The 26,174-nt window shown below is 48.0% G+C and carries 31 protein-coding genes; 24 read left to right on the forward strand and 7 right to left on the reverse strand.

Annotated elements, in window-relative coordinates; genetic code table 11:
* Window positions 1–19 precede the first annotated feature (19 nt).
* Window positions 20–964 (forward strand): 4-hydroxy-3-methylbut-2-enyl diphosphate reductase, encoded by a 945-nt coding sequence (ispH, locus tag BM359_RS00135; RefSeq protein ID WP_054486770.1) that lies wholly within the window; start codon window positions 20–22, stop codon window positions 962–964.
* Between the two features lie 113 nt (window positions 965–1,077).
* On the opposite strand, the gene BM359_RS00140 is transcribed toward ispH, so the two are convergent.
* From BM359_RS00140 to BM359_RS00155, 4 genes are read right to left on the reverse strand one after another with little or no spacing between them, the layout of a single operon-like run.
* Window positions 1,078–1,422, reverse strand: coding sequence for a PulJ/GspJ family protein (locus tag BM359_RS00140; protein ID WP_054486773.1), 345 nt, complete (start codon window positions 1,420–1,422; stop codon window positions 1,078–1,080).
* On the reverse strand, window positions 1,403–1,597 hold the full coding sequence (locus tag BM359_RS00145) for a hypothetical protein (protein ID WP_054486775.1): 195 nt from the start codon (window positions 1,595–1,597) through the stop codon (window positions 1,403–1,405). Before BM359_RS00145 ends, BM359_RS00140 begins: the two co-directional genes overlap by 20 nt.
* 35 nt (window positions 1,598–1,632) lie before the next feature.
* A complete protein-coding gene (locus tag BM359_RS00150) occupies window positions 1,633–2,142 on the reverse strand; it encodes a prepilin-type N-terminal cleavage/methylation domain-containing protein (RefSeq protein ID WP_054486777.1) in 510 nt (169 codons plus the stop codon).
* Window positions 2,136–2,552 (reverse strand): prepilin-type N-terminal cleavage/methylation domain-containing protein, encoded by a 417-nt coding sequence (locus BM359_RS00155; RefSeq protein WP_054486779.1) that lies wholly within the window; start codon window positions 2,550–2,552, stop codon window positions 2,136–2,138. Before BM359_RS00155 ends, BM359_RS00150 begins: the two co-directional genes overlap by 7 nt.
* Window positions 2,553–2,710: 158 nt before the next feature.
* On the opposite strand from BM359_RS00155, the gene flhA reads away from it, so the two are divergent.
* Genes flhA through BM359_RS00215 form a run of 12 tightly spaced genes read left to right on the forward strand, consistent with a single transcriptional unit; the run spans window position 2,711 to window position 15,016 of the window.
* Entirely contained in the window at window positions 2,711–4,864 is a 2,154-nt protein-coding gene (gene flhA, locus BM359_RS00160; RefSeq protein ID WP_054486781.1) for a flagellar biosynthesis protein FlhA, read from the forward strand.
* Between the two features lie 12 nt (window positions 4,865–4,876).
* Window positions 4,877–6,211 carry a flagellar biosynthesis GTPase FlhF gene (flhF, locus tag BM359_RS00165; protein ID WP_054486783.1) on the forward strand — a complete coding sequence of 445 codons (1,335 nt, stop codon included), beginning with the start codon at window positions 4,877–4,879 and terminating at the stop codon, window positions 6,209–6,211.
* 56 nt (window positions 6,212–6,267) lie between these two features.
* Window positions 6,268–7,140, forward strand: coding sequence for a MinD/ParA family protein (locus tag BM359_RS00170; protein ID WP_054486785.1), 873 nt, complete (start codon window positions 6,268–6,270; stop codon window positions 7,138–7,140).
* Window positions 7,133–7,858 (forward strand): RNA polymerase sigma factor FliA, encoded by a 726-nt coding sequence (locus tag BM359_RS00175; protein WP_054486787.1) that lies wholly within the window; start codon window positions 7,133–7,135, stop codon window positions 7,856–7,858. The genes BM359_RS00170 and BM359_RS00175 overlap by 8 nt, the downstream gene beginning before the upstream one ends.
* A 37-nt stretch (window positions 7,859–7,895) precedes the next feature.
* Window positions 7,896–8,279, forward strand: a complete 384-nt coding sequence (cheY, locus tag BM359_RS00180) for a chemotaxis response regulator CheY (RefSeq protein WP_016341317.1) — start codon at window positions 7,896–7,898, stop codon at window positions 8,277–8,279.
* 13 nt (window positions 8,280–8,292) lie between these two features.
* Window positions 8,293–9,039, forward strand: coding sequence for a protein phosphatase CheZ (locus tag BM359_RS00185; protein ID WP_054486789.1), 747 nt, complete (start codon window positions 8,293–8,295; stop codon window positions 9,037–9,039).
* Window positions 9,040–9,052: 13 nt separating this feature from the next.
* Complete coding sequence (locus BM359_RS00190; protein ID WP_054486790.1) at window positions 9,053–11,197, forward strand: chemotaxis protein CheA; 2,145 nt, start codon at window positions 9,053–9,055, stop codon at window positions 11,195–11,197.
* 15 nt (window positions 11,198–11,212) lie between these two features.
* Window positions 11,213–12,373 (forward strand): protein-glutamate methylesterase/protein-glutamine glutaminase, encoded by a 1,161-nt coding sequence (locus BM359_RS00195; protein ID WP_054486792.1) that lies wholly within the window; start codon window positions 11,213–11,215, stop codon window positions 12,371–12,373.
* A gap of 12 nt (window positions 12,374–12,385) precedes the next feature.
* Window positions 12,386–13,162 carry a ParA family protein gene (locus tag BM359_RS00200; protein WP_054486795.1) on the forward strand — a complete coding sequence of 259 codons (777 nt, stop codon included), beginning with the start codon at window positions 12,386–12,388 and terminating at the stop codon, window positions 13,160–13,162.
* A gap of 3 nt (window positions 13,163–13,165) precedes the next feature.
* Window positions 13,166–14,044, forward strand: a complete 879-nt coding sequence (locus BM359_RS00205; RefSeq protein WP_054486797.1) for a chemotaxis protein CheW — start codon at window positions 13,166–13,168, stop codon at window positions 14,042–14,044.
* An 18-nt stretch (window positions 14,045–14,062) separates the two neighbouring features.
* Entirely contained in the window at window positions 14,063–14,566 is a 504-nt protein-coding gene (locus BM359_RS00210) for a chemotaxis protein CheW (RefSeq protein ID WP_054486799.1), read from the forward strand.
* Between the two features lie 3 nt (window positions 14,567–14,569).
* A complete protein-coding gene (locus BM359_RS00215; protein WP_054486801.1) occupies window positions 14,570–15,016 on the forward strand; it encodes a DUF2802 domain-containing protein in 447 nt (148 codons plus the stop codon).
* Between the two features lie 7 nt (window positions 15,017–15,023).
* Here BM359_RS00215 and BM359_RS00220 read toward each other — a convergent pair whose 3' ends face one another.
* On the reverse strand, window positions 15,024–15,305 hold the full coding sequence (locus BM359_RS00220) for an EscU/YscU/HrcU family type III secretion system export apparatus switch protein (protein ID WP_054486803.1): 282 nt from the start codon (window positions 15,303–15,305) through the stop codon (window positions 15,024–15,026).
* Complete coding sequence (locus tag BM359_RS00225; RefSeq protein ID WP_054486805.1) at window positions 15,302–16,972, reverse strand: flagellar hook-length control protein FliK; 1,671 nt, start codon at window positions 16,970–16,972, stop codon at window positions 15,302–15,304. The genes BM359_RS00220 and BM359_RS00225 overlap by 4 nt, the downstream gene beginning before the upstream one ends.
* A gap of 78 nt (window positions 16,973–17,050) precedes the next feature.
* Between BM359_RS00225 and ccmA the strand changes: the two genes are divergently transcribed.
* The 11 genes from ccmA to BM359_RS00280 are packed head-to-tail and all read left to right on the forward strand — an operon-like array spanning window position 17,051 to window position 25,795.
* A complete protein-coding gene (gene ccmA, locus BM359_RS00230; protein WP_054486807.1) occupies window positions 17,051–17,707 on the forward strand; it encodes a cytochrome c biogenesis heme-transporting ATPase CcmA in 657 nt (218 codons plus the stop codon).
* Window positions 17,704–18,387 carry a heme exporter protein CcmB gene (ccmB, locus tag BM359_RS00235; protein ID WP_054486809.1) on the forward strand — a complete coding sequence of 228 codons (684 nt, stop codon included), beginning with the start codon at window positions 17,704–17,706 and terminating at the stop codon, window positions 18,385–18,387. The genes ccmA and ccmB overlap by 4 nt, the downstream gene beginning before the upstream one ends.
* Before the next feature lies 1 nt (window position 18,388).
* A complete protein-coding gene (locus BM359_RS00240; protein WP_054486810.1) occupies window positions 18,389–19,126 on the forward strand; it encodes a heme ABC transporter permease in 738 nt (245 codons plus the stop codon).
* Window positions 19,126–19,356: a heme exporter protein CcmD gene (ccmD, locus tag BM359_RS00245; RefSeq protein WP_054486812.1), complete on the forward strand. Its 231-nt coding sequence runs from the start codon at window positions 19,126–19,128 to the stop codon at window positions 19,354–19,356. Before BM359_RS00240 ends, ccmD begins: the two co-directional genes overlap by 1 nt.
* Complete coding sequence (ccmE, locus tag BM359_RS00250) at window positions 19,340–19,822, forward strand: cytochrome c maturation protein CcmE (protein ID WP_054486815.1); 483 nt, start codon at window positions 19,340–19,342, stop codon at window positions 19,820–19,822. Before ccmD ends, ccmE begins: the two co-directional genes overlap by 17 nt.
* The gene (locus BM359_RS00255; RefSeq protein WP_054486817.1) at window positions 19,819–21,774 is read left to right on the forward strand and encodes a heme lyase CcmF/NrfE family subunit; all 1,956 of its coding nucleotides are present in this window, start codon (window positions 19,819–19,821) and stop codon (window positions 21,772–21,774) included. Before ccmE ends, BM359_RS00255 begins: the two co-directional genes overlap by 4 nt.
* Window positions 21,767–22,315, forward strand: a complete 549-nt coding sequence (locus tag BM359_RS00260; protein ID WP_054486819.1) for a DsbE family thiol:disulfide interchange protein — start codon at window positions 21,767–21,769, stop codon at window positions 22,313–22,315. The genes BM359_RS00255 and BM359_RS00260 overlap by 8 nt, the downstream gene beginning before the upstream one ends.
* Window positions 22,312–22,773: a cytochrome c-type biogenesis protein gene (locus tag BM359_RS00265; RefSeq protein WP_054486821.1), complete on the forward strand. Its 462-nt coding sequence runs from the start codon at window positions 22,312–22,314 to the stop codon at window positions 22,771–22,773. Before BM359_RS00260 ends, BM359_RS00265 begins: the two co-directional genes overlap by 4 nt.
* Window positions 22,766–23,974 (forward strand): c-type cytochrome biogenesis protein CcmI, encoded by a 1,209-nt coding sequence (gene ccmI, locus BM359_RS00270; RefSeq protein ID WP_054486823.1) that lies wholly within the window; start codon window positions 22,766–22,768, stop codon window positions 23,972–23,974. Before BM359_RS00265 ends, ccmI begins: the two co-directional genes overlap by 8 nt.
* On the forward strand, window positions 23,971–24,750 hold the full coding sequence (locus BM359_RS00275) for an MlaA family lipoprotein (protein ID WP_054486825.1): 780 nt from the start codon (window positions 23,971–23,973) through the stop codon (window positions 24,748–24,750). Before ccmI ends, BM359_RS00275 begins: the two co-directional genes overlap by 4 nt.
* Before the next feature lie 55 nt (window positions 24,751–24,805).
* Window positions 24,806–25,795, forward strand: coding sequence for a response regulator (locus BM359_RS00280; RefSeq protein WP_054486827.1), 990 nt, complete (start codon window positions 24,806–24,808; stop codon window positions 25,793–25,795).
* Here BM359_RS00280 and BM359_RS00285 read toward each other — a convergent pair.
* Window positions 25,764–26,075 carry a DUF6170 family protein gene (locus tag BM359_RS00285; RefSeq protein ID WP_054486828.1) on the reverse strand — a complete coding sequence of 104 codons (312 nt, stop codon included), beginning with the start codon at window positions 26,073–26,075 and terminating at the stop codon, window positions 25,764–25,766. The genes BM359_RS00280 and BM359_RS00285 overlap by 32 nt on opposite strands.
* Window positions 26,076–26,174: the final 99 nt, after the last annotated feature.

Raw genomic sequence — 26,174 nt, forward strand, 5'->3', positions numbered from 1 at the left:
CTGAGCGCAGGAGGAAATGATGCAGATTTTGTTGGCGAACCCACGTGGCTTTTGTGCCGGAGTTGATCGCGCTATTACTATCGTCGAGCGGGCCCTGGAAATATTCGAGCCGCCGATTTATGTGCGTCACGAAGTGGTTCACAACAAGTATGTCGTCAGCAAGCTGCGCGATGCCGGTGCGGTATTTGTGGAAGAGTTGCACGAAGTGCCGGACGACCAAATCGTTATTTTTAGCGCCCATGGCGTTTCTCAGGCGGTCAGACAAGAAGCCAAAGATCGCGGTTTGAGGGTGTTTGATGCCACTTGTCCATTGGTAACCAAGGTTCATATGGAAGTGACGCGTGCCAGTCGAAAGGGACATGAATGTGCACTCATTGGCCATGCGGGACACCCGGAAGTTGAAGGCACCATGGGTCAGTATAAGAACGCCGATGGTGGTATCTACTTAGTTGAGTCGCCTGAAGACGTGAATAAACTGGAAGTGAAAGACTCGAAAAACCTCCATTATATGAGTCAGACAACCTTGTCGGTTGATGACACCGCCGATGTTATTGAGGCTTTGCGTCAGAAGTTTCCTGACATTAATGGTCCACGTAAGGACGACATCTGCTACGCCACCCAAAACAGGCAGGATGCGGTGCGTGAATTAGCCAGTGATGCCGATGTTATGTTAGTTGTGGGCGCACGCAATAGCTCAAACTCAAACCGCTTACGCGAGCTTTCAGAGAAAATGGGAACTCCGGCTTATCTAATTGATGATGCCAGTTGCATCGACAAAGCCTGGTTAGAAGGTCACGATAAAGTTGCGGTAACCGCTGGCGCTTCTGCACCAGAAGTGTTGGTGAAAGAGGTTATTGCTAAACTGCAGGAATGGGGTGGTAAGACCGCCATTGAACTCAGTGGCCGTGAGGAAAATATCACTTTCTCAATTCCTCCAGAGCTAAGGCCGCACCCGGCAGCATAGCGCTAATATCTAGCGCACGAGCGATGCGTTTTAACGTGTCGCTCCTTCTCACTTTTTCACGCGCAAGCAATTGGGAAGTCTTTGCAAAGCTGATACTTAAGTTATTGCTAATTTTATCGAGACAACCAGATTTTCAATAAATACCTATTTTTTTCTCCCCAGGTTATTTCAACACCCATAGAAGCGTTGTTTTCGTCTATTGAATTAACATCTGAATGGATAATAAAACCGTTCGAAATGACTTCAGGTGATGGGGAAGAGCCATTTAACCAGTCAATATGGGTGTCTTGTATATAGCGATTCAAAACTTCGACGGCCTGGGCTTTGCGCTTTGCTTTTTCAATAGCGCCTAACCCAATCTGAAGCAGCTGCTGACTACTGACAGCCCAAATAGCGACTATTGCAGAAGCAACCAAGGTTTCGGTCAGGGAAAAACCTTTACTTTTGCGCTGACTCATAATGTTCTTTCTGTCGGTTAAAATCGGCTTCTAACTGGCCAGAAAGTACTTGCCACTGATGCTCTTGCTGAGCTTCCAGCATTTGCGCGTAGAAAAACAGGGCGGCGACGCTTGCGGAGCTTAGACTAATGAGTGTTACTAAGGTGAGTATTAACGCGAATCCTTTCGCTTGCATTGTGAACATCCTTCTCTGTGGTTAAAAGCAAAGGGCTAAGAAAATATCGTTATGCTTCGTTTAAACGGTTGCTCTTGCACGCCGTTTTTAGTGACCCGTGAAATAATCAGTGTAATAAACAGCTTTGAGGCGCCGTCAGACACTGACGGAACACTGGTTTCAACCATTAACTCCTGAACCTCAAACTGTGTTTTGTCGGTCAGTGACTGCCAACCATACCCTGAACAGTCCAGTGTCATAGGGTTATGCTGTAACTGGGAGTTCCTGACCCGAAAGCCAACCGACCCGCCGCTTTGGGTAGGGAAAATAAAGCAATTGCTTTGTGGATTTTGCACACTGCTCGCGATTGTCTGATTCAGGCTTTCAAAGAACTGATAAGAAACGGCTTGCCCACCCAGAATAAATTGTGCACTCGACACCGCACGAAACTGAGCGCCTTTTTGCCACTGCATTATTTGCTGAGTGGTGATCACAATAATAGAACCAAGTGCAGCAGCAATGAGTACTTCAACCAAGCTATAGCCATTACTTTTACTAACTAGCATAATGAGGTTCCGGGCAATGGCGAGCCAAGGCTAACGCAAGAGCGAATGCGACCTTTGCTGCTTATAATTACTTTTATCATTCTGTCACCGCTTACAATCCGGACATGCCCAGGTACAGCCGCACCGGAGTTACCGTAGAACTTGAGTGGACTTGCTGCGCTGTACGTCGATTCTGTCATTGCTTTAAAAACACTGGAGCGAGCGTCAAGAGGTACCAGTTCAGCAACTATTGAGCGCTGTTCCTTCTGTGCCTTTGCTTTTACTTGATGCAAATACAACAACCAGCGATTACTGGCCTGCTGCAACAGTAAGGTCTCCATTTGTTGACTCAATAACGGCATTGATAACGCACCTAAGCCAGCGCTAATTGTCAGTGCAATAAGCATTTCAACGAGGGAATAACCACGCACGGTAATAACCTTTTTGTTAAAGAGCAGAGAGTGTAGCTGCCAGACGATAAATATCTGTAGGCCAAAACGTATCAACGAGTCAGAAAATATTTAAAAAGCTGGCTCGATTCTTGAATGAAGCACCGCAGGTTCAACTTTTTGACGCAACAGGAAGACGTATGGCGGGCGGTGCCGAAAAGTTAGTAGGTTTAAGAAATTTCACGCAGAACAACGCGCATCTGATTAAAGGATTCGGAACGCCTGTGGCCATTATGGCCATTCTGGCGATGGTAGTTCTGCCAATTCCGGCCGTGGTGCTGGATATTCTGTTCTCGTTTTCAATTACCTTGTCGCTGGTAGTTATGCTGGTGGCGGTTTATACCCAACGTCCGCTAGATTTCGCTGCGTTTCCGACGGTATTGCTTATTGCTACGGTCTTACGGTTAAGCCTTAACGTTGCCTCAACCCGTATTGTTTTGCTGGAAGGTCATAACGGCCCCGGCGCGGCGGGCTCAGTGATTGAAGCCTTCGGTAGCGTGGTCATAGGCGGTAACTACACCGTTGGTCTGGTGGTGTTTGCCATTCTGGTTATTATTAACTTTGTGGTTATCACCAAAGGTGCCGGCCGTATTTCAGAAGTTACTGCCCGTTTTACCCTTGATGCCATGCCGGGTAAACAGATGGCTATTGATGCCGACCTGAACGCGGGTTTAATCAATCAGGAAGAAGCCAAAGCCCGACGCAGTGACGTAACCCGTGAAGCCGATTTCTACGGCTCTATGGACGGTGCCAGTAAGTTCGTAAAAGGGGACGCCATAGCCGGTATCCTTATTCTCTTTATTAACATTATCGGCGGCCTGCTCATTGGTATGATCCAGTACGGCCTGACCTTTAATGAGGCCGTGGAAGTTTATACCCTGTTGACCATTGGTGACGGCCTGGTCGCGCAAATCCCCTCTTTATTACTGTCGGTTGCTACCGCCATTATCATTACTCGCGAAAATGACAGTAAAGACATGGGTGATGCCGTTGTACTGCAACTGCTTGATAACCCCAAGGTTTTGGTCATTACCAGTGCGGTACTCTTTGCTATGGGTGTTATCCCGGGTATGCCACATCTGGCGTTCTTGAGTATGTCAGCGGTACTAGCCGGTGCAGCGTACTTTAAGCTTAAAAAGTCAAAAGTCGAAGAAGGCGAGCTGGTAGAGAAAGAACAGGAGCAGCAAGTCCAGCAGGCGCAGCAAAAAGAGCTTAGCTGGGACGATGTGCGCCATGTAGACACTATTGGTCTGGAAGTTGGCTATCGTTTAATTCCTTTGGTCGATAAGCAGCAGGGCGGCGAGCTCCTGTCACGCATAAAAGGCGTGCGTAAGAAGCAGTCACAGGAATTTGGTTTCCTGGTGCCAGCTGTTCATATCAGAGACAACCTGGATTTAGGCCCTAACAGTTACCGAATTACCCTAATGGGTGTGACTATGGGCGAAGCTGAAATTCGCCATGACTGGGAAATGGCGATTAACCCGGGTCAGGTTTTCGGCGAATTGGAAGGCGAAAAAACAACTGACCCTGCCTTTGGCCTGGATGCGGTCTGGATCCGTCCGGAACAACGAGAGCATGCGCAGACCCTGGGTTATACCGTGGTGGATGCGGCAACTGTGGTTGCAACACATTTAAGTCAAATAGTGACAAACCATGCGTCACAGCTACTGGGTCATGAAGAAGCACAAGAATTACTGGATCGTTTAGGTCGCACGCATCCTAAGCTGGTTGAAGGCCTGATTCCGGATCTGCTGTCATTGGGCAATTTTGTGAAAGTACTGCAAAACCTATTGGATGAAGGTATTGCGATTCGTGACATGCGCACCATTGTACAAACCCTGGTTGAGTATGCTGGGCGTAGTCAGGACCCAGAAGTATTAACGGCTGCGGTCAGAATCTCACTACGCCGTTTAATTGTTCAGGATATTGCTGAAGGGGCGGCTGAACTGCCTGTCATAACTTTGGCACCAGAGTTGGAACAGATGTTGCATCAGTCATTGCAAATGGCTGGTAATGACGGAAATCAGCAAGGCGCCGGAATCGAACCAGGTTTGGCCGAACGCCTGCAACAGTCATTACGCGAAGTGCATCAGCAGCAGGAAATGAATGGTGAACCTTCAGTACTGCTGACCTCCGGACTTCTGCGGTCAACCATGGCGCGATTTGCGCGTCACGCTACCGATGGTATGCGAGTGTTGTCCTATCAGGAAGTACCGGATGATAAACAAATTCGCATTGTCAGCTCAATTGGTGGACAACAAAACGGTGGTGAACAAACCGCCACACAAGAGTAACGGGAGTCGCTTGTGAAGATTAAACGCTTTTTTGCCGAAGATATGCGCCGTGGTTTGCAACAGGTTAAAGAAACCTTAGGTCCGGATGCTATTATCCTTTCTAATAAGAAGGTAAATGGTGGTATTGAGCTGGTTGCAGCTATTGATCCAGATGCGCAACAGGCACAGCCAATGGCTGAGCAGGCACCGAATGAGCCGGCCGCATCAAAGACACCGGAAGTACCGGCTGAATCTTTGCAGGAACTGTTACAGCGTCAGACACAGGCTGAACAGCCTGCGCAACGCACGGCTGCGCAAGCGGTTGCTGAGCCCACACAACGACCAGAACCAAAGCCAGAGCCACAAGCTTTCGCCGATACTCAGTTAAGCGACGACATTTTTCCCGAACAAGTAAACGCACCAGCAGCGGACGACTCCCAGGCCATTGCTGAGCTGCGCTCTCAGGTAAACGGTATTCGTCAACTATTGGAACACCAGTTGAGTGGCTTGATGAAGCAGGAAATGGATCGCGAAGAGCCGACCCGTGCTATGCTGATGAATCGCTTGATGTCTATGGGCTTAAGTGAACGAGTTGCGGACCAGATTGCTTGTTTTATTCCCGAAGGTGGCTCAGACGATGAAGCATGGGAACAGACCCTGCATTTATTAGAAGGTCAGTTGAATACAACGTCCGACGATATTTTGACACGCGGCGGTGCGGTTGCTTTAGTCGGCCCAACCGGCGTGGGTAAAACCACCACTATTGCGAAGCTGGCGGCTCGTTACGCTCAGCGCCATGGTGCGGATAAGGTGGCATTAATTACCACGGATACCTTCCGTATTGGTGCCAGTGAACAATTACAAACCTATGGTCGTATAATAGGGTGTCCGGTAAAAGTTGCTAAAAATGCACAAGAGCTGGCAGATGCGTTACTTTCACTGCGCCAGAAGAGCTTAATTTTAATTGATACGGCCGGCATGGGCCAACGCGACAAGCGTTTGAGCGAGCAGTTAAGTCAGCTTATCCAGAATTCAAGACTGCGTATTCGCCCATATCTGGTACTTTCAGCGACATCACAGAATCAGGTATTGATGGATGCTGTTAAGCAGTTTAAAACCTTGCCTTTATCCGGTTGCATTTTTACCAAGCTGGACGAATGCTTAAGTTTAGGTGAGAGTATCAGCGTGGCTATTGAGCATGGCTTACCAGTAGGCTATTTAACCAATGGTCAGCAGGTTCCTGAAGACATTCGTGTTGCCGATGCGAACTTTATGGTAGCGGAGGCCGAGCGTTTGCTTGATAAAAGCATTTGTTCCTCAGTGTCAGACGTGCCAAAATCGTATTGGAATGCGGCGTTTTCTCGCTGAATGAGCCGAAGTAATATGAAGCTGTTGTCAATTTAGTCAGAAAAGAGATACGCCCGATGGATCAAGCAAGCGGTCTGCGAAGAATGAAACAATCAAAAGTAAAAGTTATTGCGGTAACCGGTGGTAAAGGTGGCGTTGGTAAAACCAATGTGTCGCTGAATATGGCTATTGCAATGGCAAAGCAGGGCAAACGAGTATTGGTGCTGGACGCCGACTTAGGCCTGGCTAACGTCGATGTGATGTTGGGTCTTCGTGTTGAGCGTAATCTCTCTCATGTATTAAGCGGCCAGTGTGAACTGGAAGATATTCTGATAGAAGGCCCTGCGGGAATAAAAATTGTTCCGGCAACGTCTGGTACACGTTCGATGGTGGATCTCAGTGAATCTGAGCATGCCGGTTTAATTAGAGCGTTTAGCCAGTTACAGGGTAATTATGACGTGCTGATTGTGGATACTGCAGCTGGCATAGGTAACACCGTTGTCAGTTTTGCCCGAGCCTCACAGGACGTGCTAGTCGTAGTTTGCGATGAACCAACATCGATTACCGATGCTTATGCTCTTATTAAAGTATTGAGCCGTGAGCAGGGGCTTTTCAAATTCAAAGTAGTTGCCAATATGGTGCGCAATATGCGTGACGGGCAAGTACTGTTCAATAAGCTCACTAAGGTTACCGACCGGTTCTTAGATGTTGCGCTGGAGCTGGCAGCAATTATTCCTTTCGATGAAAACTTGCGTTTAGCCGTGCGGAAACAGCAATCCTTTGTCATGGCTTACCCTAAATCGCCGGCGTCATTAGCGATAAAAGCACTGGCTAAGAAGGCGCTGGACTGGCCCGTTCCGGCTCAAGCCGGAGGACATTTAGAATTTTTCCTTGAACAATTGATAACTTCTGCCGATAACGAGAGTAAGCGGGATGTTGCCAATGAATAAAGCTGCCGTTTATGCCGCCACCGCTGACAACCGGAATGCCATTATTGAGCAGCATACCGGACTGGTTAAGCGTATTGCCCACCACATGATGGCGAGACTACCCGCCAGCGTGCAAGTGGATGATTTAATACAGGCAGGCATGATTGGCTTACTAGAAGCTGCGCGTAACTTTGATAACAGCAAAGGTGCCAGCTTCGAAACTTTTGCCGGCATTCGCATTCGTGGTGCAATGCTGGACGAAATTCGTCGCGGCGATTGGGCCCCTCGCTCAGTACACCGTAACCACAGACGTGTGCTGGAAGCCATTCGCCAGGTTGAAAACGAGACCGGGCGGGACGCAAAAGATACAGAAGTAGCCGCAAAACTGAATATGGGTATGGATGAATACCACCATATTTTGCGGGATGTGAGTTCAGGACGAATTGTTGGAATTGAAGATCTTGGCGTGTCAGAAGATGCGTTAATGCCAGAGCAGGTCACAGGTTCAGCTTATGAGCCACAACGAGATGTTGAGAACGCTGCGTTTCATAAAGCATTGGTTTCGACAATTTCATCGTTACCAGAACGTGAAGCCTTGGTGCTTTCGTTGTATTATGACGAAGAATTGAATTTAAAAGAGATAGGTGAAGTGCTGAGCGTGAGTGAATCACGTGTCAGTCAGATTCACAGTCAGGCAATGTTGCGGCTGAAGTCGCGAATGCAAAATTGGGTTGAATAAACTTTGGTGGTAATCGAGAGCCTCAGTGGAGGGTGCTTTGGATAAAAATATGAAAATTCTTGTTGTGGATGACTTTTCTACAATGAGACGAATCATTAAGAATTTACTTCGTGATCTTGGCTTTACCAATATTCAGGAAGCTGATGACGGTAATACGGCTTTACCCATGTTGCAGAACGGTGATTTCGACTTTGTCGTAACCGATTGGAACATGCCCGGTATGCAGGGAATTGACTTGCTACGTGAAATTCGCAAGGACGATAACTTGGCGCATTTACCGGTATTGATGGTAACGGCCGAAGCTAAGCGTGAGCAAATCATCATGGCCGCACAAGCGGGGGTTAATGGTTACATCGTAAAACCGTTTACAGCCGTAACGTTGAAAGAAAAGCTCGACAAGATTTTCGAACGTATTAGCTAAAGGGCGAATGACTATGTCTGATAACGCCCATGATATTTCTCTGGAGCAAGCCAAGGAACTCGTAGCCTTGCTTGAAGACGGGAAGCAGCAGCAGGCAAATCAATTACTGGAAGACGTTTACAACCGTCGTAACGACAAGTTGTTTACCTCTGTCGGCCAGTTAACACGCGACCTCCACGAAGCACTTCAGGACTTTCAGGTAGACCCTCGCATTGTGCAAATGACACAAGATGATCTTCCTGATGCGCAAAACCGTTTGTTGTATGTCATTGAGAAAACCGAAGACGCAGCCAATAGAACAATGGATGCGGTAGAGGCTTGCCTGCCGTTAGCAGATGAGATGCATCAGCGTGTAGAGAAGGTCATGCCGGCCTGGAACAGGCTGATGAGTAACGATATTGAGTTAAATGAATTCAAGTCTTTATGCCATCAGGTCGATGACGTACTTAAGCGCTGTGGTGAAAACATGCCACAAGTGCATGGGTTGATGACTGAAGTATTGATGGCTCAGGACTTTCAGGATATTACCGGGCAAGTCATTCGCCGGGTTATTCAGTTAGTTGAAGACGTTGAAAAGAACTTAATTGAGCTACTCAAAATATTCGGTAAAGAAGAAGAGCGCCGTAAGGCAGCAACCTCAACGCCTGATAAGAAAAATGCAGGTGTTGCGGAAGGCCCTATTATAGATGCTGATCAACGCGATGACGTGGTTGGCGGACAAGACGAAGTGGACGATTTGCTGTCCAGTTTAGGTTTCTAGGAGCATCAGTCGCATGAGCTTTGATATGGACGAAGACATTCTGCAGGACTTTTTGATCGAGGCGGGAGAGATCCTCGAGCAATTGTCTGAACAGCTGGTTGAACTGGAAAATGATCCAGAAAATAAAGACCTGCTGAATGCTATTTTCCGTGGTTTTCATACCGTGAAAGGTGGTGCCGGGTTTTTGTCGCTGGGCGCACTCGTTGATACCTGCCACGGTGCGGAAAATGTGTTCGATACCCTGCGTAATGGCCAACGTACCGTCACCTCCGACTTGATGGATGTTATTCTACAGTCGCTGGATACCATTAATGCTCAATTTGCACAGGTTCGGGCTAAAGAAGAGCCCGAAGCTGCATCACCTGAATTACTGGAACTTCTGCATAAGTTGAGCCAGCCGGAATCGGAAGATGAAGAGCCGGTTAAAGCGCCGGAACCAGAACCCGAACCAGAGTCCGAGCCCGAGGTAGCTGACGCGAGTAGCGGCGAAAGTATTGATGAAATTCAGGACGACGAATTTGAAGCTTTACTGGATGAACTGCATGGTGAAGGTAAAGGACCGGGCAAGAAAGAAGAAGCTAAAGCTTCCGCTGCTGAGTCGGCACCGGGCGATGACAACGATGAAATAACAGACGATGAGTTTGAATCGTTGCTGGATGAATTGCACGGCAGTGGTAAGGCTCCTCAGAGTGCTGAAAAAACACAAGAGAAGCAAAAAGAGCCAGCAAAAGATGACGAAATAACAGATGACGAGTTCGAGTCGCTGTTAGATGAACTCCATGGCAGTGGTAAAGCGCCGACGCCTAAAGGAGATAAGCCAGCAGAAAAAGCCGCTGAGAAGAAACCTGAGCCAAAACCGCAAGCTAAACCTCAACCTAAGCCTGCAGCTAAACCAGAGCCGAAAGCAGCTGCGGCCAAAGCGGAAGATAAACCTGCGGCAGCAAAAGCCGTGGATAAAAAGCCAGCGGCGCCGGCACCAGCTCAGGCTGAAACCACAGTCCGGGTTGATACCAAACGTTTAGATGAAATTATGAATATGGTCGGTGAGCTGGTTTTAGTCCGGAATCGTCTATTAAGCCTGAGTAACTCAGATGAATCAGACAGTGACGAGATGGGTAAAGCCATTTCTAATCTGGATGTTGTAACTGGCGACTTGCAAGGCGCGGTTATGAAAACCCGTATGCAGCCTATTAAGAAAGTTTTTGGGCGTTTCCCTCGGGTTGTCAGGGACTTAGCGCGCAGCCTTAAGAAAGAAATTAACCTTGAGATGTACGGTGAAGATACCGACCTGGATAAAAACCTGGTAGAAGCACTGGCCGATCCTTTGGTGCATTTGGTTCGTAACTCTGTTGACCACGGTATTGAAATGCCGGACGTGCGCGAAGCTAATGGTAAACCGCGTGCGGGGACGGTAACGCTGTCGGCGTCTCAGGAAGGCGACCATATTATGCTGTCGATTAAAGACGACGGTGCAGGTATGGATGCGGAAAAGCTTAAGGGCATTGCTATCAGCAAAGGTATTCTCGATACCGACGCCGCTGCGCGTCTGAGTGACGAAGATGCTTATAATCTGATTTTTGCCGCTGGCTTTTCGACCAAAGAAGAAGTTTCAGACATATCCGGCCGCGGTGTCGGGATGGATGTGGTTAAAACCAAAATTAGTCAGCTTAACGGTAGTGTCAAAATTCAGTCTGAGCTGGGTAAGGGCACGGAGCTTTTAATTAAAGTTCCACTGACTCTGGCGATACTGCCTACCTTAATGGTTGCGGTAAAAGAGCAGACATTTGCTCTGCCACTGGCTGTGGTAAGCGAAATTATCGATCTGGATATGAAGCGTACCAATACCGTTGATGGTCAATTAACACTGATTGTACGTGACCGTGCTATTCCGCTGTTTTTCTTAGAGCATTGGTTGGTTCGTAATCCGGATCGTTCAAGCCGTAATGAGAAAGGCCATGTCGTGGTTGTGCAAATTGGCAACCAACAGGTTGGTTTCGTCGTCAACGCATTGATTGGTCAGGAAGAAGTGGTCATAAAACCATTAGATAAGCTATTGCAGGGTACACCGGGTATGGCTGGAGCAACTATCACCAGTGATGGCGGTATTGCTTTGATTGTTGATGTACCAAGTATGCTTAAGTATTACGCAAAACGATAACGGGACACACCGTTCATGACTGTAAAAGTTCTCGTGGTAGATGACTCGGCGTTTTTCCGCCGCCGGGTGACTGAGATTTTAGAAGACAATGCCAACATTAAAGTGATTGGTAGTGCCAATAACGGAGAAGAAGCGGTTTCACAAAGTCGCGTGCTTAAGCCGGATGTCATTACCATGGACATTGAAATGCCGGTAATGAACGGTATTGATGCTGTGAAAGCCATAATGAGCAGCAACCCTTGCCCTATTTTGATGTTTAGCTCGCTGACTCATGAAGGCGCTACAGCTACGTTAAACGCGTTAGAAGCGGGCGCCGCTGACTTCCTGCCAAAGAAATTTGAAGACATTGCACGGAATCGCGATGAAGCAGTGAAAACGCTGCAGGATCGCGTACTGGCAATTGCCCGGCAACCTGTTAGCCGCACGCCTGCCAGACCCTCACCGGCACCGGCAGTAAAGAAACCAGCAGAACGCCCGGATGAGCCAAAGACCGCGCTTGAGCGTATTCGTCAGCGCAACCAGGAATTACAGAGCCAGCGTGAAAGTGATGCCCGCACCGCAAAGTCTGCAGGGTCACTAACAACGAACCGGGCGTATCAGATTTTGGCAATAGGAACGTCTACTGGAGGCCCTGTCGCGCTGCAGAAAATACTGACTCAGCTACCGGCTAATTTCCCTTATCCAATTGTAATGGTTCAGCATATGCCGGCAGCGTTCACAAAAGCTTTTGCACAGCGTCTGAATGGTTTGTGTCAGGTTAATGTGAAGGAAGCAGAAGACGGCGACGTGCTCAGAGCCGGGACAGCGTATTTAGCGCCGGGCGGAAAACAACTTATGGTCGAAGGCAGGCCGGGTAGTGCACGTTTAAGGGTAAAAGACGATACCAGTGGACGCATTACTTATAAGCCGAGCGTGGATTTAACCTTTGCAAGCTTATCAAAGACCTATATGGGTAAAGTGCTTGGTGTCATTTTAACCGGTATGGGAGCCGATGGTCGTGATGGTTCTCGTATGCTGAAAGATCAAGGGGCCACGATATGGGCTCAGGATCAGGCCAGCTGTGTCGTCTATGGTATGCCGCAGGCTGTTGCGCAAGCGGGAATTTCAACTCGCAGTATTAGCCTGGATGACATGGCCAGGATGATTATGAAAGAAGTCGGTTACAGCGGCTTATAGCGGGATGAGTGAATGATCGTATGGACGGTAGCTAATCAAAAAGGCGGGGTCGGCAAGACCACGACAGCTGTTGCTTTGGCTGGACTTTTGGCTGAGCAGGGTAAGCGGGTCCTTTGTATTGATACCGATCCTCACGCGTCATTAACTTACTATTTTGGCATTGACTCGGAAGAGCTTGAATCTAGTGCTTTTGATGTATTTAGCGCCGGTAAGAACATAACAGCTGAGCTAATGCGTCGCAGTATTTTGCCAACCGAGTTTAACAACCTGAGTGTAATGCCGGCGACTATGGCATTAGCAACGCTGGATAGAAAGCTGGGGACTCAGGATGGCATGGGGTTAGTACTTAAGCGCGGCCTGGCGATGATAGCCGATGACTTCGATTATGTCCTGATTGATGTACCGCCGGTATTGGGGGTTCTTATGGTGAATGCGCTTGCCTGTTGCCGCCGAGTGTTAATTCCGGTGCAGACTGAGTTTTTGGCCTTGAAAGGCCTTGACCGTATGATGCGAACCCTGACACTCATCCATAAGTCGCGTGGCGAAAACTACGCTTATACCATTATCCCGACACTTTACGACAAACGAACCAATGCATCGCTGCAAACTTATAAAAAACTTATTGCCCGTTATGGACGTTCGGTCTGGAATGGCATGATTCCAATAGATACTAAATTTCGGGATGCATCTAACGAGCAACAACCTCCTTCAGTTTATGCGCCTAAGGCGCGGGGAGTTTTGGCTTATCAATCCTTGTTGACCAATTTACAGCAGTTGGATGTACGTTGATTTATGAACATGAAACGCGATAACAGTGAAGCGGCAATGGCCGAATACCTCGACGCTTTGTTGCTCGAGGAAGAAACGGTTGAGTTCGATAACGAGCCGGTAAAGCGACTGCTTGCACAGGCCGCGCCGAAAATTCAGGCAGTATCTGAGAAAGAAACTGTTAGTCTGAATCGCGAACAGGATTTATTACCTTTAGTTTCTGTAAAAGCTGACGATATCTATACAGAGCCGGAAGTTGAAGTTGCCACGGAAGTGGATACCTCGACCGAAGCAGTAACCGATGATTCATCGGCTGCTGAAATAGATAACGAAACAGATAACGAAACAGATAACGAAACAGATAACGAAACAGAAACTGAAGCGGAAGCTACTGAAGAACTGGAGACACAGGCAGAGCCGCTCCCGGATGCGATGTCTGAGTACATGGAACACGATTTTCAGGCTCTGTTTTTTAAAGTAGCCGGACTGACACTGGCAGTACCATTGAAAAGTCTTGGCGGTATTCATCAATTGGGAAAAATTAGCCCGTTGATGGGTAAACCGAAATGGTTCCGCGGTATTATGACCGAACGAGACAACAAGCTTCAGGTGGTCGATACGGCTCGCTGGGTTATGCCGGAGAAGTGCACGCCTGAGTTGGAAGAAAGTTTAGACTATCAGTATTTGATTACACTAAACGACAGCCCGTGGGGCTTGTTGTGTGAAGAGCTGGTCACCAGCGAACCTTTGCAGCCGCATTCAATTCAGTGGCGTAAAGAGACGAATAACAAGCGACCCTGGCTTGCCGGGGTTGTCCGTGACAGAATGTGTGCATTGCTCGATGTTAACGCATTGATTACACTTCTGGATAAAGGTCTGGGACATATCCAGCAAGATAAATAACGCATGGCGGAGTAAGACATGAGTAAAGACAATCGCGCTATCAAGAATGAAACCGACGTTGATAGTAATGACGAAGTTCTGCAGTGGGTAACATTTCAGCTGGAGCAGGAAACTTACGGTATCAATGTAATGCAGGTTCAGGAAGTGCTGCGCTACAGCGAAATTGCTCCGGTACCTGGCGCACCTAACTATGTATTAGGCATTATCAACTTGCGCGGAAATGTCGTTACCGTTATTGATACGCGTCTGCGTTTTGGTCTGCAAACAACAGAAGTCACCGACAACTCTCGTATCGTCATTATTGAGTCTGAACAGCAGGTGATTGGTATACTGGTCGATAGCGTGGCTGAGGTTGTCTACCTGAAAACTTCAGAAATTGACAGCGCACCAAATGTTGGCACCGATGAAAGTGCCCGCTTTATTCAGGGTGTCAGTAACCGCGATGGTGAGTTACTGATTTTAGTCGATTTGGACAAAATGCTAACCGATGAAGAATGGGATGAAATTTCCCGTCTGGGTTAATTCATGACGAACTGGTTATTTGTTATTTCAGCGCTGGCTCTTGGGCTGGCGCTTATTGCGTTAGTAGCCGTGGTTATTACTTCGCGGCGGCAGGCTGAGTTAATTGAGCGTCAGCAGCAGCGCTTATTAATGCTGACAGAAACGGCCAGTGAAGTATTATCGCTGCGTGAGCAGTTTAAACAGCAGCCAGAAGCATCATCTAAAGCTGATTTCGCTCAGCAGCAGGTGGTTGCACAACTGCAACAGCAGGTTGCACAGCTAAACGATGAGCAACAACAGTTGCAGCAGAAATTACAGGAAGTGGCGGAGCAGGACCCGGGCAGTAAGCTTTATCATCGCGCGGCTAAACTGGTTGCCAGTGGTGCCAGTGCAGAGGAACTGATGCAGGAGTGTGACTTACCTCAAGCCGAAGCCGAGTTGCTCATTTCCTTGCATAAAAAAGGCGCGTAGTTTCATTCTAACCTTCCTCCCATTGCCTTGGGAACTTGCCATCCAACAAATAAGCGAAAGCAATAATTTCGGCAATAATAATGTAAAGCTCTCTGGGAATTTCATCGCCTACATTGAGCTTTGCCAGTGAATCTGACAAGAGTGGATCTTCGTGCACTAAAACTCCATGCTCTTTAGCTACGGCGATGATTTCTTCCGCTAGCTCGTCGAAACCGCGAGCGATTACCTTGGGCGCATTAAAGCCGTCGTACGACAGTCCTATTGCCTGCTTTTCTTTTTTCTCACTCATACTGTCACCCGAATAATACCACTGTGCTGCTGCGCCAGGTTGTCTGGAATTTTGCCTTGCTGAACCCTAAGTTTAACGCTGTTTACTTCTAATTCTTCCAGTCTTTTCTCGAGCTTTTCGACATGGCTTTCCACCACTTTTTGTGCTGTTTTAGTTTCAGTATAGAAATCAACCGAAGAGCCTTGCGGGTGGTAGCGACCTTTGACCAACAGAGGACCTGTGCTATCTAATTCGAAGCGCAGAGTAAATAGCCATAAAGTACGGCCGTTGTCTTCTTTGTTGCTACTGTCCTTTTCTCTGCGAATAAGAAGCTCGTGTTGCTGTGGTTTTTGTGTGTCGGCCGGTAGCAAAATGTAATATTCCGGTTGCTGCGGAGCCGACTCCTGCAGGCGTGCCTGACTACTTTGCGCTGAATTCAGAATGCCGGTAAAGAGTTGCAGTAGTCGCTGTAATTGCTGTTGTGGCAGCTGTTGTAACAGCGCATTTATGCGCTCACGAACCTCTCCGGCATTTTCCGGAGCCGGGTTAAGTACCTGCTGTATCAGCGCTTGGGTAAACTGGTTAGGCAAAGCTCTTGGGGCTGAGTTATTGACCGTTGTTGTTTCAGGCTTTTGTTGCATAGCCAGCCCCAGCAGAGTCATCAGCATTTGCCCCAGACTGCCCATTTGCTGACTGGGTTGGGCACTGACCGGGCGTGCGGCAAACCAGTCACTGACCCAACTCTGTAGCGCTTGTGGGCGTTGCATAGACTCTGGAGCAGGCATTTGCTGCAACACCTTCAACAAAAGCTGCTGCAGGGCTTTCGGTGGCGACTGAGTGGCTTCTCGCATTGCATCAGCAGACAGCCGCGGGGGTGTTTGTTGTACCCCTTCAACCTGTTGTGGCTGAGTAAAGAGCTTAGGCCTGATATTTTCAGGTATAAAGCTCTGCAGGGCTTGCTGAAATTGTTTTGGGGTCAGCTGTTGAGCTTGTTTGATTGCCAGCCCACTGGCAACAGGCACCGTTAATTTTTGCGCTGCCTGCAAGTTTAAGTTGCTTTGGCTGCCCGGCTGGCTATCGACTTTAGCTGCAGGAGCTGTTTGAACGGCTGACTGCGAAATAGGTTGAGGTTTAACCGGTAGCTGCACGGTTGCAACTTTTCCCTGTTCAACAAAGGCTTTAACCAACTTGGCCGGTAACTGTGTTAACGGTATTTCTGCAACGGCAACAGGCTTCGAATTACCGGTGGTATTCAGGCTTAACTGCACAACCGGTAACTTGGGATCCGGCTGGGTAATGGCTAGCTGCAATTTTGCAGGGGCGGTCAACTGGGGTTGTAAATTCTTAGGTGGATTCGGCCACTGCCAGTTGTTGCCCTGAATACGCGCTGGTTGCTGTTCGCCTTTTGCCGGTTCATAAGTTACGGGTAAACTAATTTGAACCAGTAGTTTAGCGAGTAATTTTGCAGTGCTGGCCTGAACTAAAGGTGAATTGTTGGTGGTAGCTGATACCGTCTGGCCCTGTTGAATGTTAGCCGAAGGCGCAGATGGCATATTATTGGTTTTCGGTGTATCTGCCCCACTATTAAAAATACGCATGAGACTGGATAATTGCTGTTGTTCGGCACGAGCTAAAGTCCGTTCCGGTGATGCCATCATTTGTTGTAGCAGTTGCTTAATATCAGCCATGCGCTTTACCTAAATTTTATGGTAGAATCGTGGGCATTTGCGTCAGCTTACCAGTAAGGTTTCGGTTGTAAAATCCGCATGACACAGGTTGCTTCCACCAATAGTCCACTATTGCACGCAGAGCAGTTAAGCTCAATCCGTGGTGGGCGAGTATTGTTTGAAAATCTCAACTTTTCGGTAAGTGCTGGTCAGTTGTGGCAAGTCAGCGGACCTAACGGAGCTGGCAAGTCCTCACTGTTACGCATTCTGACAGGCTTATTAGCGCCGTCAAATGGTCTTGTGTCGTTTTACGGCAAGCCATTAAGTCATAACTGGTCAGAGTATTGCGAACAACTTTTGTTCATTGGTCATAAGGCCGCCGTCAAAGGCGAATTAAGTGCCCGTGAAAACTTTCACTGGCAGCAACAATTGTCTTCGACCGAAGATATCGACGCCTGGGAGCTACTTGAAAAGCTCGGTTTACTCGGTTTAGAGGATGAACTGACAGCCCGTTTATCGGCAGGGCAGCAAAGGCGGGTCGCTTTAACCCGGCTGTGGGCTACGCAGGCTTCACTTTGGATCCTGGACGAACCTTTCACTGCACTCGACGTGCAGGGAATTGCTTTGTTGCAGCAGCGCTTTGTCGAGCATATACAAAACGGCGGTACTATCATTTTTACTTCGCACCAGTCGCTGACCCTTTCTGATCTGACCCCTGAAAAACTGTCACTGGAATATCAGGGGGAAATACTATGAGCCAGTTATCGAGCCGGCAAATTTGGGTGACCTTGCTAAAGCGCGATCTTCGCATAGCGGCACGGCGGCGCAGTGACGCACTGAACCCGTTACTTTTTCTGTTGATGGTTGTGACTTTGTTCCCCCTGGGCATTGGTCCAGGACCGGATATTTTAGCCCGCATTGCACCGGGTATTATTTGGGTCGCGGCATTATTAGCCAGCTTACTGGGTCTTGAACGGCTGTTCCGCGATGATTTCCAGGACGGTACATTGGAGCAACTATGCTTGTTGCCCCAGCCTTTGGCTTTTACTGTGACGGCAAAAATGGCCGTACACTGGTTGTTAAGCGGCTTACCCTTAGTTATTTTGTCACCCGTGCTGGCATTGCTGCTGAGTTTACCGTTGCAAGGCTGGTGGGCATTGGCATTAACTTTATTGTTGGGCACACCGGCGTTAAGTGCTTTAGGCGCTATTGGTGCGGCGCTGACCTTACAAGTTCAGCGCGGTAGCTCGCTGGTGAGTTTAATCCTCATTCCGCTCTTTATTCCTTTATTGATATTTGCCACAGCTGCGGTGGAAAATGCGTCGATGGGGCTTGCAGTTCATGGCCAGTTAGCGATACTGGCGGCAATTTCTGTTTTAACCGTAACATTGGCTCCGCTGGCTGTCGCAGCGGGCATTAGAATGAGTGTAAATTAATATGTGGCGATGGTTACACCCCTATGCAAAACCGGAAGCAACTTACCATTTATTGCAGAAACTGCTCCCTTGGTTCGTAGCTCTGACATTAGTGACCCTGGTTACAGGTGTTATCTGGGGGCTGGCGTTTGCTCCGGGTGACTACCAACAGGGCGACAGCTATCGAATCATTTTTCTGCACGTGCCTTCCGCTATTTTCTCTATGGGTGCGTACATGGGCATGGCGATAATGGGGGCTATTGCTCTTATCTGGCAGATTAAGACCGCGGAGTGGTCTATCCCGGCCATAGCTCCGGTTGGTGCTGCGTTGACTGTGGTTGCTTTGCTTACCGGGGCTATCTGGGGCAAACCAATGTGGGGAACTTGGTGGGTATGGGATGCACGACTGACCTCTGAACTCATCCTGCTGTTTCTTTATGTTGGCGTTATGGCTCTGTATTTTGCCTTTGATGACGCCCGAACAGGGGCAAAAGCTGCGGCGATATTGTCTCTGGTAGGGGTTATCAACTTACCGATTATTCATTTTTCTGTGGAATGGTGGAACACCTTGCATCAAGGCGCCACCATTACAAAATTCGAGCGGCCTTCAATAGCGACCAGTATGCTTATACCTTTACTGATATGCCTTGCAGGCTTTGCTTTTTTAACGGTTTCACTAGTGATGATGCGGTTAAAAAATGAGATACTCAGACATGAATTACATCGTCCATGGGCACAACAACGACTGGAGCAGGACTAATGGCTTTTGACAGCTTCACCGACTTTGTCGCAATGGGTGGTTATGGACTTTATGTCTGGTTGTCATTCTTTCTCAGTTTTGTCGTGCTGGCTGGTGTTGCGCTTGAAACTTTATTAGCAAAACGACAACTGGCTAAGAAAAGCAAGCAGTTACAGCAGCGTCAAGAGCGCTTAGCAAGACGCAAGGCAAGCCGTGCAGAAGTAGGAGACGGTAATGAATCCAAGACGTAAAAAACGCTTAACCTGGGTGGCTGTTTTAGTCATTGGGGTATCTGTTGCAACCGGGCTTATGTTGTATGCCCTAAGTCAAAGTATTGACCTGTTTTATACACCAACTGAGTTGGTAGAAGGCAAAGGTAAAGACAAACAGAAGCCGCAGGTTGGTCAGCGCATACGAGTCGGCGGTATGGTGGTTGAGGGTTCCGTTGAACGTAACCGGGAAACTCTGGAAGTCTCCTTTGAAATTACTGACATTGGGCCAGAAGTTACAGTGCTGTATCAGGGCATTTTGCCGGACTTATTCCGCGAAGGTCAGGGCATTGTCGCGCAAGGTGAACTGATAGAGCCAACGGTGTTAAAAGCCAGCGAAGTATTAGCTAAGCATGACGAAGAATATATGCCACCGGAGCTTGCCGAGCAGATGAAAGGCATAAAGCACGTTAACCCCAATAAAGTTGAAGAGGGTGGCGAGCAATGATTGCTGAAGCAGGACACCTTGCCATAGCCATTGCTCTGGCTTTTTCAGTATTACTGGCGGTTTACCCGTTATGGGGAGCGGCAAAAGGTAACGGCGGTATGATGTCACTAGCCCGGCCTTTTGCCTATGGTCAGTTCTTCTTTACCGCTATTGCCTTTGCTTTACTTGTCGCAGGCTTTGTTACTAACGACTTTAGTATTGCTTATGTTGCTGCTAACTCAAATAGCCAACTACCGGTCGTGTATCGGGTAACGGCTGTATGGGGCTCTCATGAAGGGTCGTTCCTGTTATGGATGTTAATGCAGGCCGGTTGGATAGCTGCCGTTGCGATATTCTCCCGATCTATGCCGCTACCAATGATAGCTCGTGTGTTAGCTATTCTGGGTTTGATTAGCATTGGCTTTTATCTGTTTATGATCACGGTATCTAACCCATTTGATCGCAGTTTGCCATTAATTCCCGTTGACGGAAGAGACTTAAACCCGTTATTGCAGGACCCGGGGATGATCATTCATCCGCCGTTGTTGTACATGGGTTATGTTGGTTTCTCAGTTGCTTTTGCCTTTGCTATAGCCGCACTATTGTCGGGTAAACTTGATGCTGCCTGGGCGCGCTGGTCTCGTCCCTGGACACTCGCCGCGTGGATTTTTCTGACACTGGGCATTGCTATTGGTAGCTGGTGGGCTTATTACGAGCTTGGCTGGGGTGGCTGGTGGTTCTGGGACCCGGTCGAAAATGCGAGCTTTATGCCATGGCTGGTAGGAACTGCATTATTGCACTCCTTAGCAGTAACTGAGAAGCGGGGAAGTTTTAAATCCTGGACCGTTTTATTGGCAATTTCTGCCTTTAGCTTAAGTTTACTGGGGACATTCCTGGTGCGTTCAGGCGTTCTCGTTTCAGTGCACGCCTTTGCTTCCGACCCCACTCGTGGTCTGTTTATTCTGGTTCTGCTGGGGCTGGTTGTTGGCGGCTCTTTGATTCTATATGGATTGCGTGCCGGCAAAATGCAAAGTTACAGTCGTTACGAATTGCTCTCTCGCGAAGTCATGCTTTTGGGTAATAACGTACTGTTAATGGCAGCCATGGTGGTGGTGTTTTTAGGAACCATGTTACCGCTGGTTCATAAAGAAATAGGGCTGGGTACCATTTCAATTGGCGAGCCTTTCTTTAATGAACTGTATAGCTGGCTGGTTATTCCATTTGCGTTAATGCTCGGCCTGGGGCCTTTAATGCGCTGGCGCCGTCAGGCTATGAAGCCGCTTTTAAAACCGCTGGCGTTGGCGTTATCTATAGCTATTGTCCTGGCGTATGCGTTACCCAAAATTTGGGCTGATGAGCTTCCTGCGATGGTTGTTATTGCTTTGTTTCTTGCCTTCTGGGTAGCGCTTGCGACTCTAACGGAAGTTCAGCAAACCGTGAAGCAACGCAAGCAAGGCTTATCGGGGCTTACGAAAATCTCCGGTAGTCACTGGGGGATGGTGCTTGGACATTTAGGTTTTGCCGTCACACTGATTGGTATTAGCTTAGTATCGCACTATGAGCAGGAGCGCGACATTGCACTTGCTCCGGGCCAGTCCGTTGAAGTTATGGACTATCAGGTGGTGTTCGAACGATTACAGCACCGTGAAGGACCTAACTACGACTCCGATGAAGGTTTGTTTACGGTTTATCAGGACGGTGAACAAGTTACTCAGCTGACAAGTGAAAAACGCTTCTATAGGGTTCAGCGTACCAGCATGACCGAAGTGGGTCTCGATGCCAGTCTATTACGTGATATTTACATTGCCATGGGTGAGCCCTTAGATGACGAAACCTGGGCAATTCGCTTTTATATAAAACCTTTTGTGCGCTGGATATGGCTCGGTGCCATTATTATGGCCATTGGTGGCGCTATGGCGTTGGCCGACAAGCGCTATAGAAAGCGCAGTAAAAAGGAGGCAGCCGATGACTAAGTTTCGTTGGTTGATTCTGTTTGGGCCGTTGGTTTTGTTTGCAGGTCTTGTGCTTTTCTTACTGAAAGGTTTAGGTAGTGACCCGACGGAGCTGGATTCTGCACTGGTCGATGACCCCGTGCCGCAGTTTCAGGCGAAAGACCTTTATGATACTGATATTACTTATGACCAGTCTGTACTTCATGACGGTCCGCTACTGATGAATGTATGGGCAACCTGGTGTCCTACTTGCCGGGCTGAACATGAGTTTCTAAATGAGTTGGCGGCTAAGGGGATTCCTATTGTTGGTCTCAATTATAAAGACGACTCCAGGGAAAAAGCGGTTAATTGGCTGAACACGCTGGGCGACCCTTATACCGTTAACTTGTTCGACCCTGAAGGTGAAATTGCCTTTGATTTTGGTGTCTATGGGGCGCCGGAAACCTACTTTATTGACCATAAAGGTGTTATCCGATATCGCCACGTGGGCGATGTGAATGAACGTAATTGGTCGAATAAACTGCAGGGAATTTATCAGCAGTTGGTGGAGGAAGCGAAATGATACGCACACCTCTATTGGCTTTAATGACTGCTTTTTTGATGGTTTCTTTTGTTTCCGCGGAAGATGAGAACACTCGCCAGTTCGAAAACGAGCAACAACATGAGACCTATCGTCAGCTGATAAAAGAATTGCGCTGTCCTAAGTGCCAGAACCAGAATATAGCCGACTCTAATGCCCCTTTAGCTGAAGATATGCGCGATCGCACATATCAGATGCTGAAAGAAGGCAAATCGAGAGAAGAGATTATCAACTTTATGATCGCGCGTTATGGTGAATTTGTTCACTACCAACCTCCGTTTACGAAAGTGACCAGTATTTTGTGGTGGGGGCCATTATTAATTCTGGTTATTGGTGTGGGCACAGCGATAGCACTGACCCGAAAGAAAAAAGCAGTAGCGGAATTAACACAGGATGAGCGTGAGCGTTTAGAGCAACTGAGGAAGTCGCGCGATGAGTAGTTTATGGTTATTAATGTTGTTGATGTTGCTCGTTGCCGTAGTTTTCGTATTACTGGCAACAGGCAAGCAACGCCGTTATCACAAGCGTCAGGATGAAAACCAACGCTGGTATGAGCAACGTCTGGCTGAGTTGGAAGAAGAGCGCTCTCAATATGACTTGCCTGATGAAGATTATCAGCACGCAAAGCAAGAATTGGACAAAACGTTTTTGAATGACAGCCAGGATGTTGAAGAAAACGTTCACTGGCACCGGGCTCCTGTGGCATTGCCTATTGTTTTGTTGTTGGTTGTTTCTGCTGGTCTTTACTGGGCTTTTGGAAGTTGGCAACTACAACTACAGGCGGAAGATGCACGCAGGCAACTTCCGGAATTAGGCAAGACTTTACTGCAGCAACAGAACCAACAAGCCAGTCGAGAAGATTTAAATACCTTTGCATTAGGCCTGCGACAGAAGCTGATGCGTGAACCAGAGGACGCCATTGCCTGGTGGATTTACGCGGGCATAATGGTTGATTTAGGAGCCGGAGAGGATGCTGATGAAGCATTCCAGAAGTCACTGCAAATTGAGCCCAATAGGGTTAATACGTTAGTCAGCTATAGCCGTTTTCTATTGATGTCAGGTGCTGAAGATGGTCAGCCTAAAGCAGCTCGTCTGCTGGCCCGGGCATTAAAGCAAGACCCGGACAATATCGAGGCTCTATCTTTACTGGGCTTTGTTGCTTTTGAACGTCAGGACTGGGCACAGGCAATCAGTGCCTGGGAGTTACTAAAAGAACGGTTGCCGAAAACTTCCGAGCGATATCAGGCTGTAGTCAACGCGTTAGACAACGCTAAAGAGCAGCAGGAAAAAGCCGAGGTGCAATTACAGGTCAGGGTGACGTTAAGTGATAACATGCGCCATCACCTGCCGGAGAATGGCACGCTCTTTGTTTATGTAACGGGAATGGAACAGCCTATGCCGGCTGCCGTCGTTCGCCAACCAGTCAGCGAGTTTCCGGTTACTGTAACTTTGTCCAATCAAAACGCCATGCTACCTGATTATAAGATGAGCGACCTCGATCAATGGCAGGTGCATGCACGTATTTCGCAAGACGAGAAAATAGATCGACAAGCGGGTGATCTTGAAGCAGAAAGAGTCACTATAAATGCTGACGGTTCAGCCGAATTAACTTTGACCTTATCAAGCCGGATTGAAGAATGAAAAAATATGGATTGTTACTACTTGTTTCTCTACTAACGGCGGGGTGTTCGTCAACACCAGACGACCCTTATGCAGACCCTCGTGACCCGTTTGAAGATTTTAACCGGGGAATGTGGGAGTTCAACCGCGATGTAGACAAAGCGGTTATAAAGCCTGCAGCGGAAACCTATGAATATATTCCGCAGCCAATTCGAACTTCTTTGTATCAAGCCGTAGAGAATCTTGAAGAACCGTCTTCATTTGTGAATAACTTACTGCAGTGGAAAGTAGCCGATGCCGGCATCTCTCTGGGCCGCTTTGTTGTGAACTCCACCGTTGGTTTAGTGGGTTTGTTCGACGTTGCAACACCTATGGGTTTGACAAAGCGGGAAGAGAGCTTTGGGCAAACACTGGCAGTCTGGGGTGTGCCTGAGGGGCCTTATTTAATGTTGCCGCTTATGGGGCCGACAGTAGTGGTTGATCGCGGTGGTGATTACGCCGATGGCCAGTACTTTCCGTATCCTCTTTTAAGCTGGCCTCTGGATGTTGCACGTTATGCAATCAAAGGTCTGGAAATGCGCCTGCGTTTACGTGAACAGGAGCAAGTATTAGAAAACTCTCTTGACCCCTATTCTTTTGTTAAAGACGTGTACTATCAGCGCTGGCAGGACCAAGTTTTTGATGGCAACCCTCCGCTTGAAGACGAAGACTTCGATGACTTTGACGATTTCGACGATGACTGGGACGCTGATGATGAATTCGACGACTCTGACGATTCCGGCGATGAGTCTTATTGACGATTAGCCATTCCTGAACAATGCTTAGGGTATGAGTCAAAGCAAAGAGTAGACCATGCCCCGAGCACACATCGCACTAATTGAAGATGATCCCGTCTTCCAGTCTGTTGTCAGACAGTATCTGGAAAAGAACGGATACGATGTGTGCTGTGCTGATAATGGTATTGAGGGAATTGAAATTTGCCGTACCCAGTGTCCTGATATTGTCCTTTGTGACTTAAAGCTGCCGGATATTGATGGTCTTGAGGTCATTGAGCAACTTCTAAAAGTCTGCACCCACATTCCAATTATTGTTATTTCCGCTTCGGAGAAAATGTCAGACATACGCGAAGCCGTGCGACTGGGAGCCTGGGACTATCTCGTAAAACCAATTCAAAGCCTGGATATTATTGAAAATGCGGTTGAGCATTGCTTACGCCGTTATCAGTTGGAAGAAACCTACCTGCACGATGTTTGGGAGTTAGATGCACACATTGACATCCTTTATCAGGACGACTTGATAGTCGGCCGCCTGGTAGAAGAGCTACACCCCGACGGAGTTTTAAGCCTTAACGATTACCGGTTTGACTGTAGCTTTAATGATATTGGGCAAGCACCGGTTTGGGTTGATTACAGGCCTTTAACTGATGGTAAAGTGCTGGTTATTATGGCTGCCGCGCAGAATGCGACAGAGCAGAATTTGCTGCCGCTGCTGGTATTAAAAACATTGATTGATCCACTGATAAGACAACATTTATCCGGCCATGATGACACTCTGCTGTCGCCGGGCGTGTTATTAAGCCACTTGAACCACGAACTATGCCATTCACAAGTCAGAACCGCATTCGACACTCTGGTTGGCGTGGTGGATACACAAAAACACAGTTGGGTATGGGCTCAGGCCGGGGATAAATTTAAACCTGAGCCGGGCGCTAAACCTGATTTGGCTCTCGGTATCTGGCAACACGCTAACTTTCGTGAGCACAAAATTGAATATTTACACAAGTTACACTGCGCTTTTCAGGGCACCGAACTTATTGTGAGTGCTGTGCCTCAAACTGCTTAATGGCTCTATCCAGATAAGGTAATGACATATTCAGATTAATGGGCTGAGTAAATAATGGATACCCAATACCGGCGGCCAACAACGCCGGAACTTTCCACCATCCCTCAACTTCGACAATAAAGAAGAAAATAAGACAAATAGGCACCAGTTTGGCCATATTGCAAATGAGGCGACGGGGAACCGGCATCTTTTCCTGTGCCATGGACAAAATCATAGCGCGTTGAGTAAAGCTGTACCGGGATAGTTGCGGGATGTTACGCGAAGAAAAATACAAAGCCATAGTCAGTCTTTCATTTGAATTTTGTTAATTGGGTTGCATTATAACATGGGAAAAGGTTATAAACTTCCGCTTCTGAAGCGAACAGAATTTAAGGACAGC

Origin of the sequence: Idiomarina abyssalis (genome assembly GCF_900116625.1) — a bacterium.
Lineage (GTDB): Bacteria > Pseudomonadota > Gammaproteobacteria > Enterobacterales > Alteromonadaceae > Idiomarina > Idiomarina abyssalis.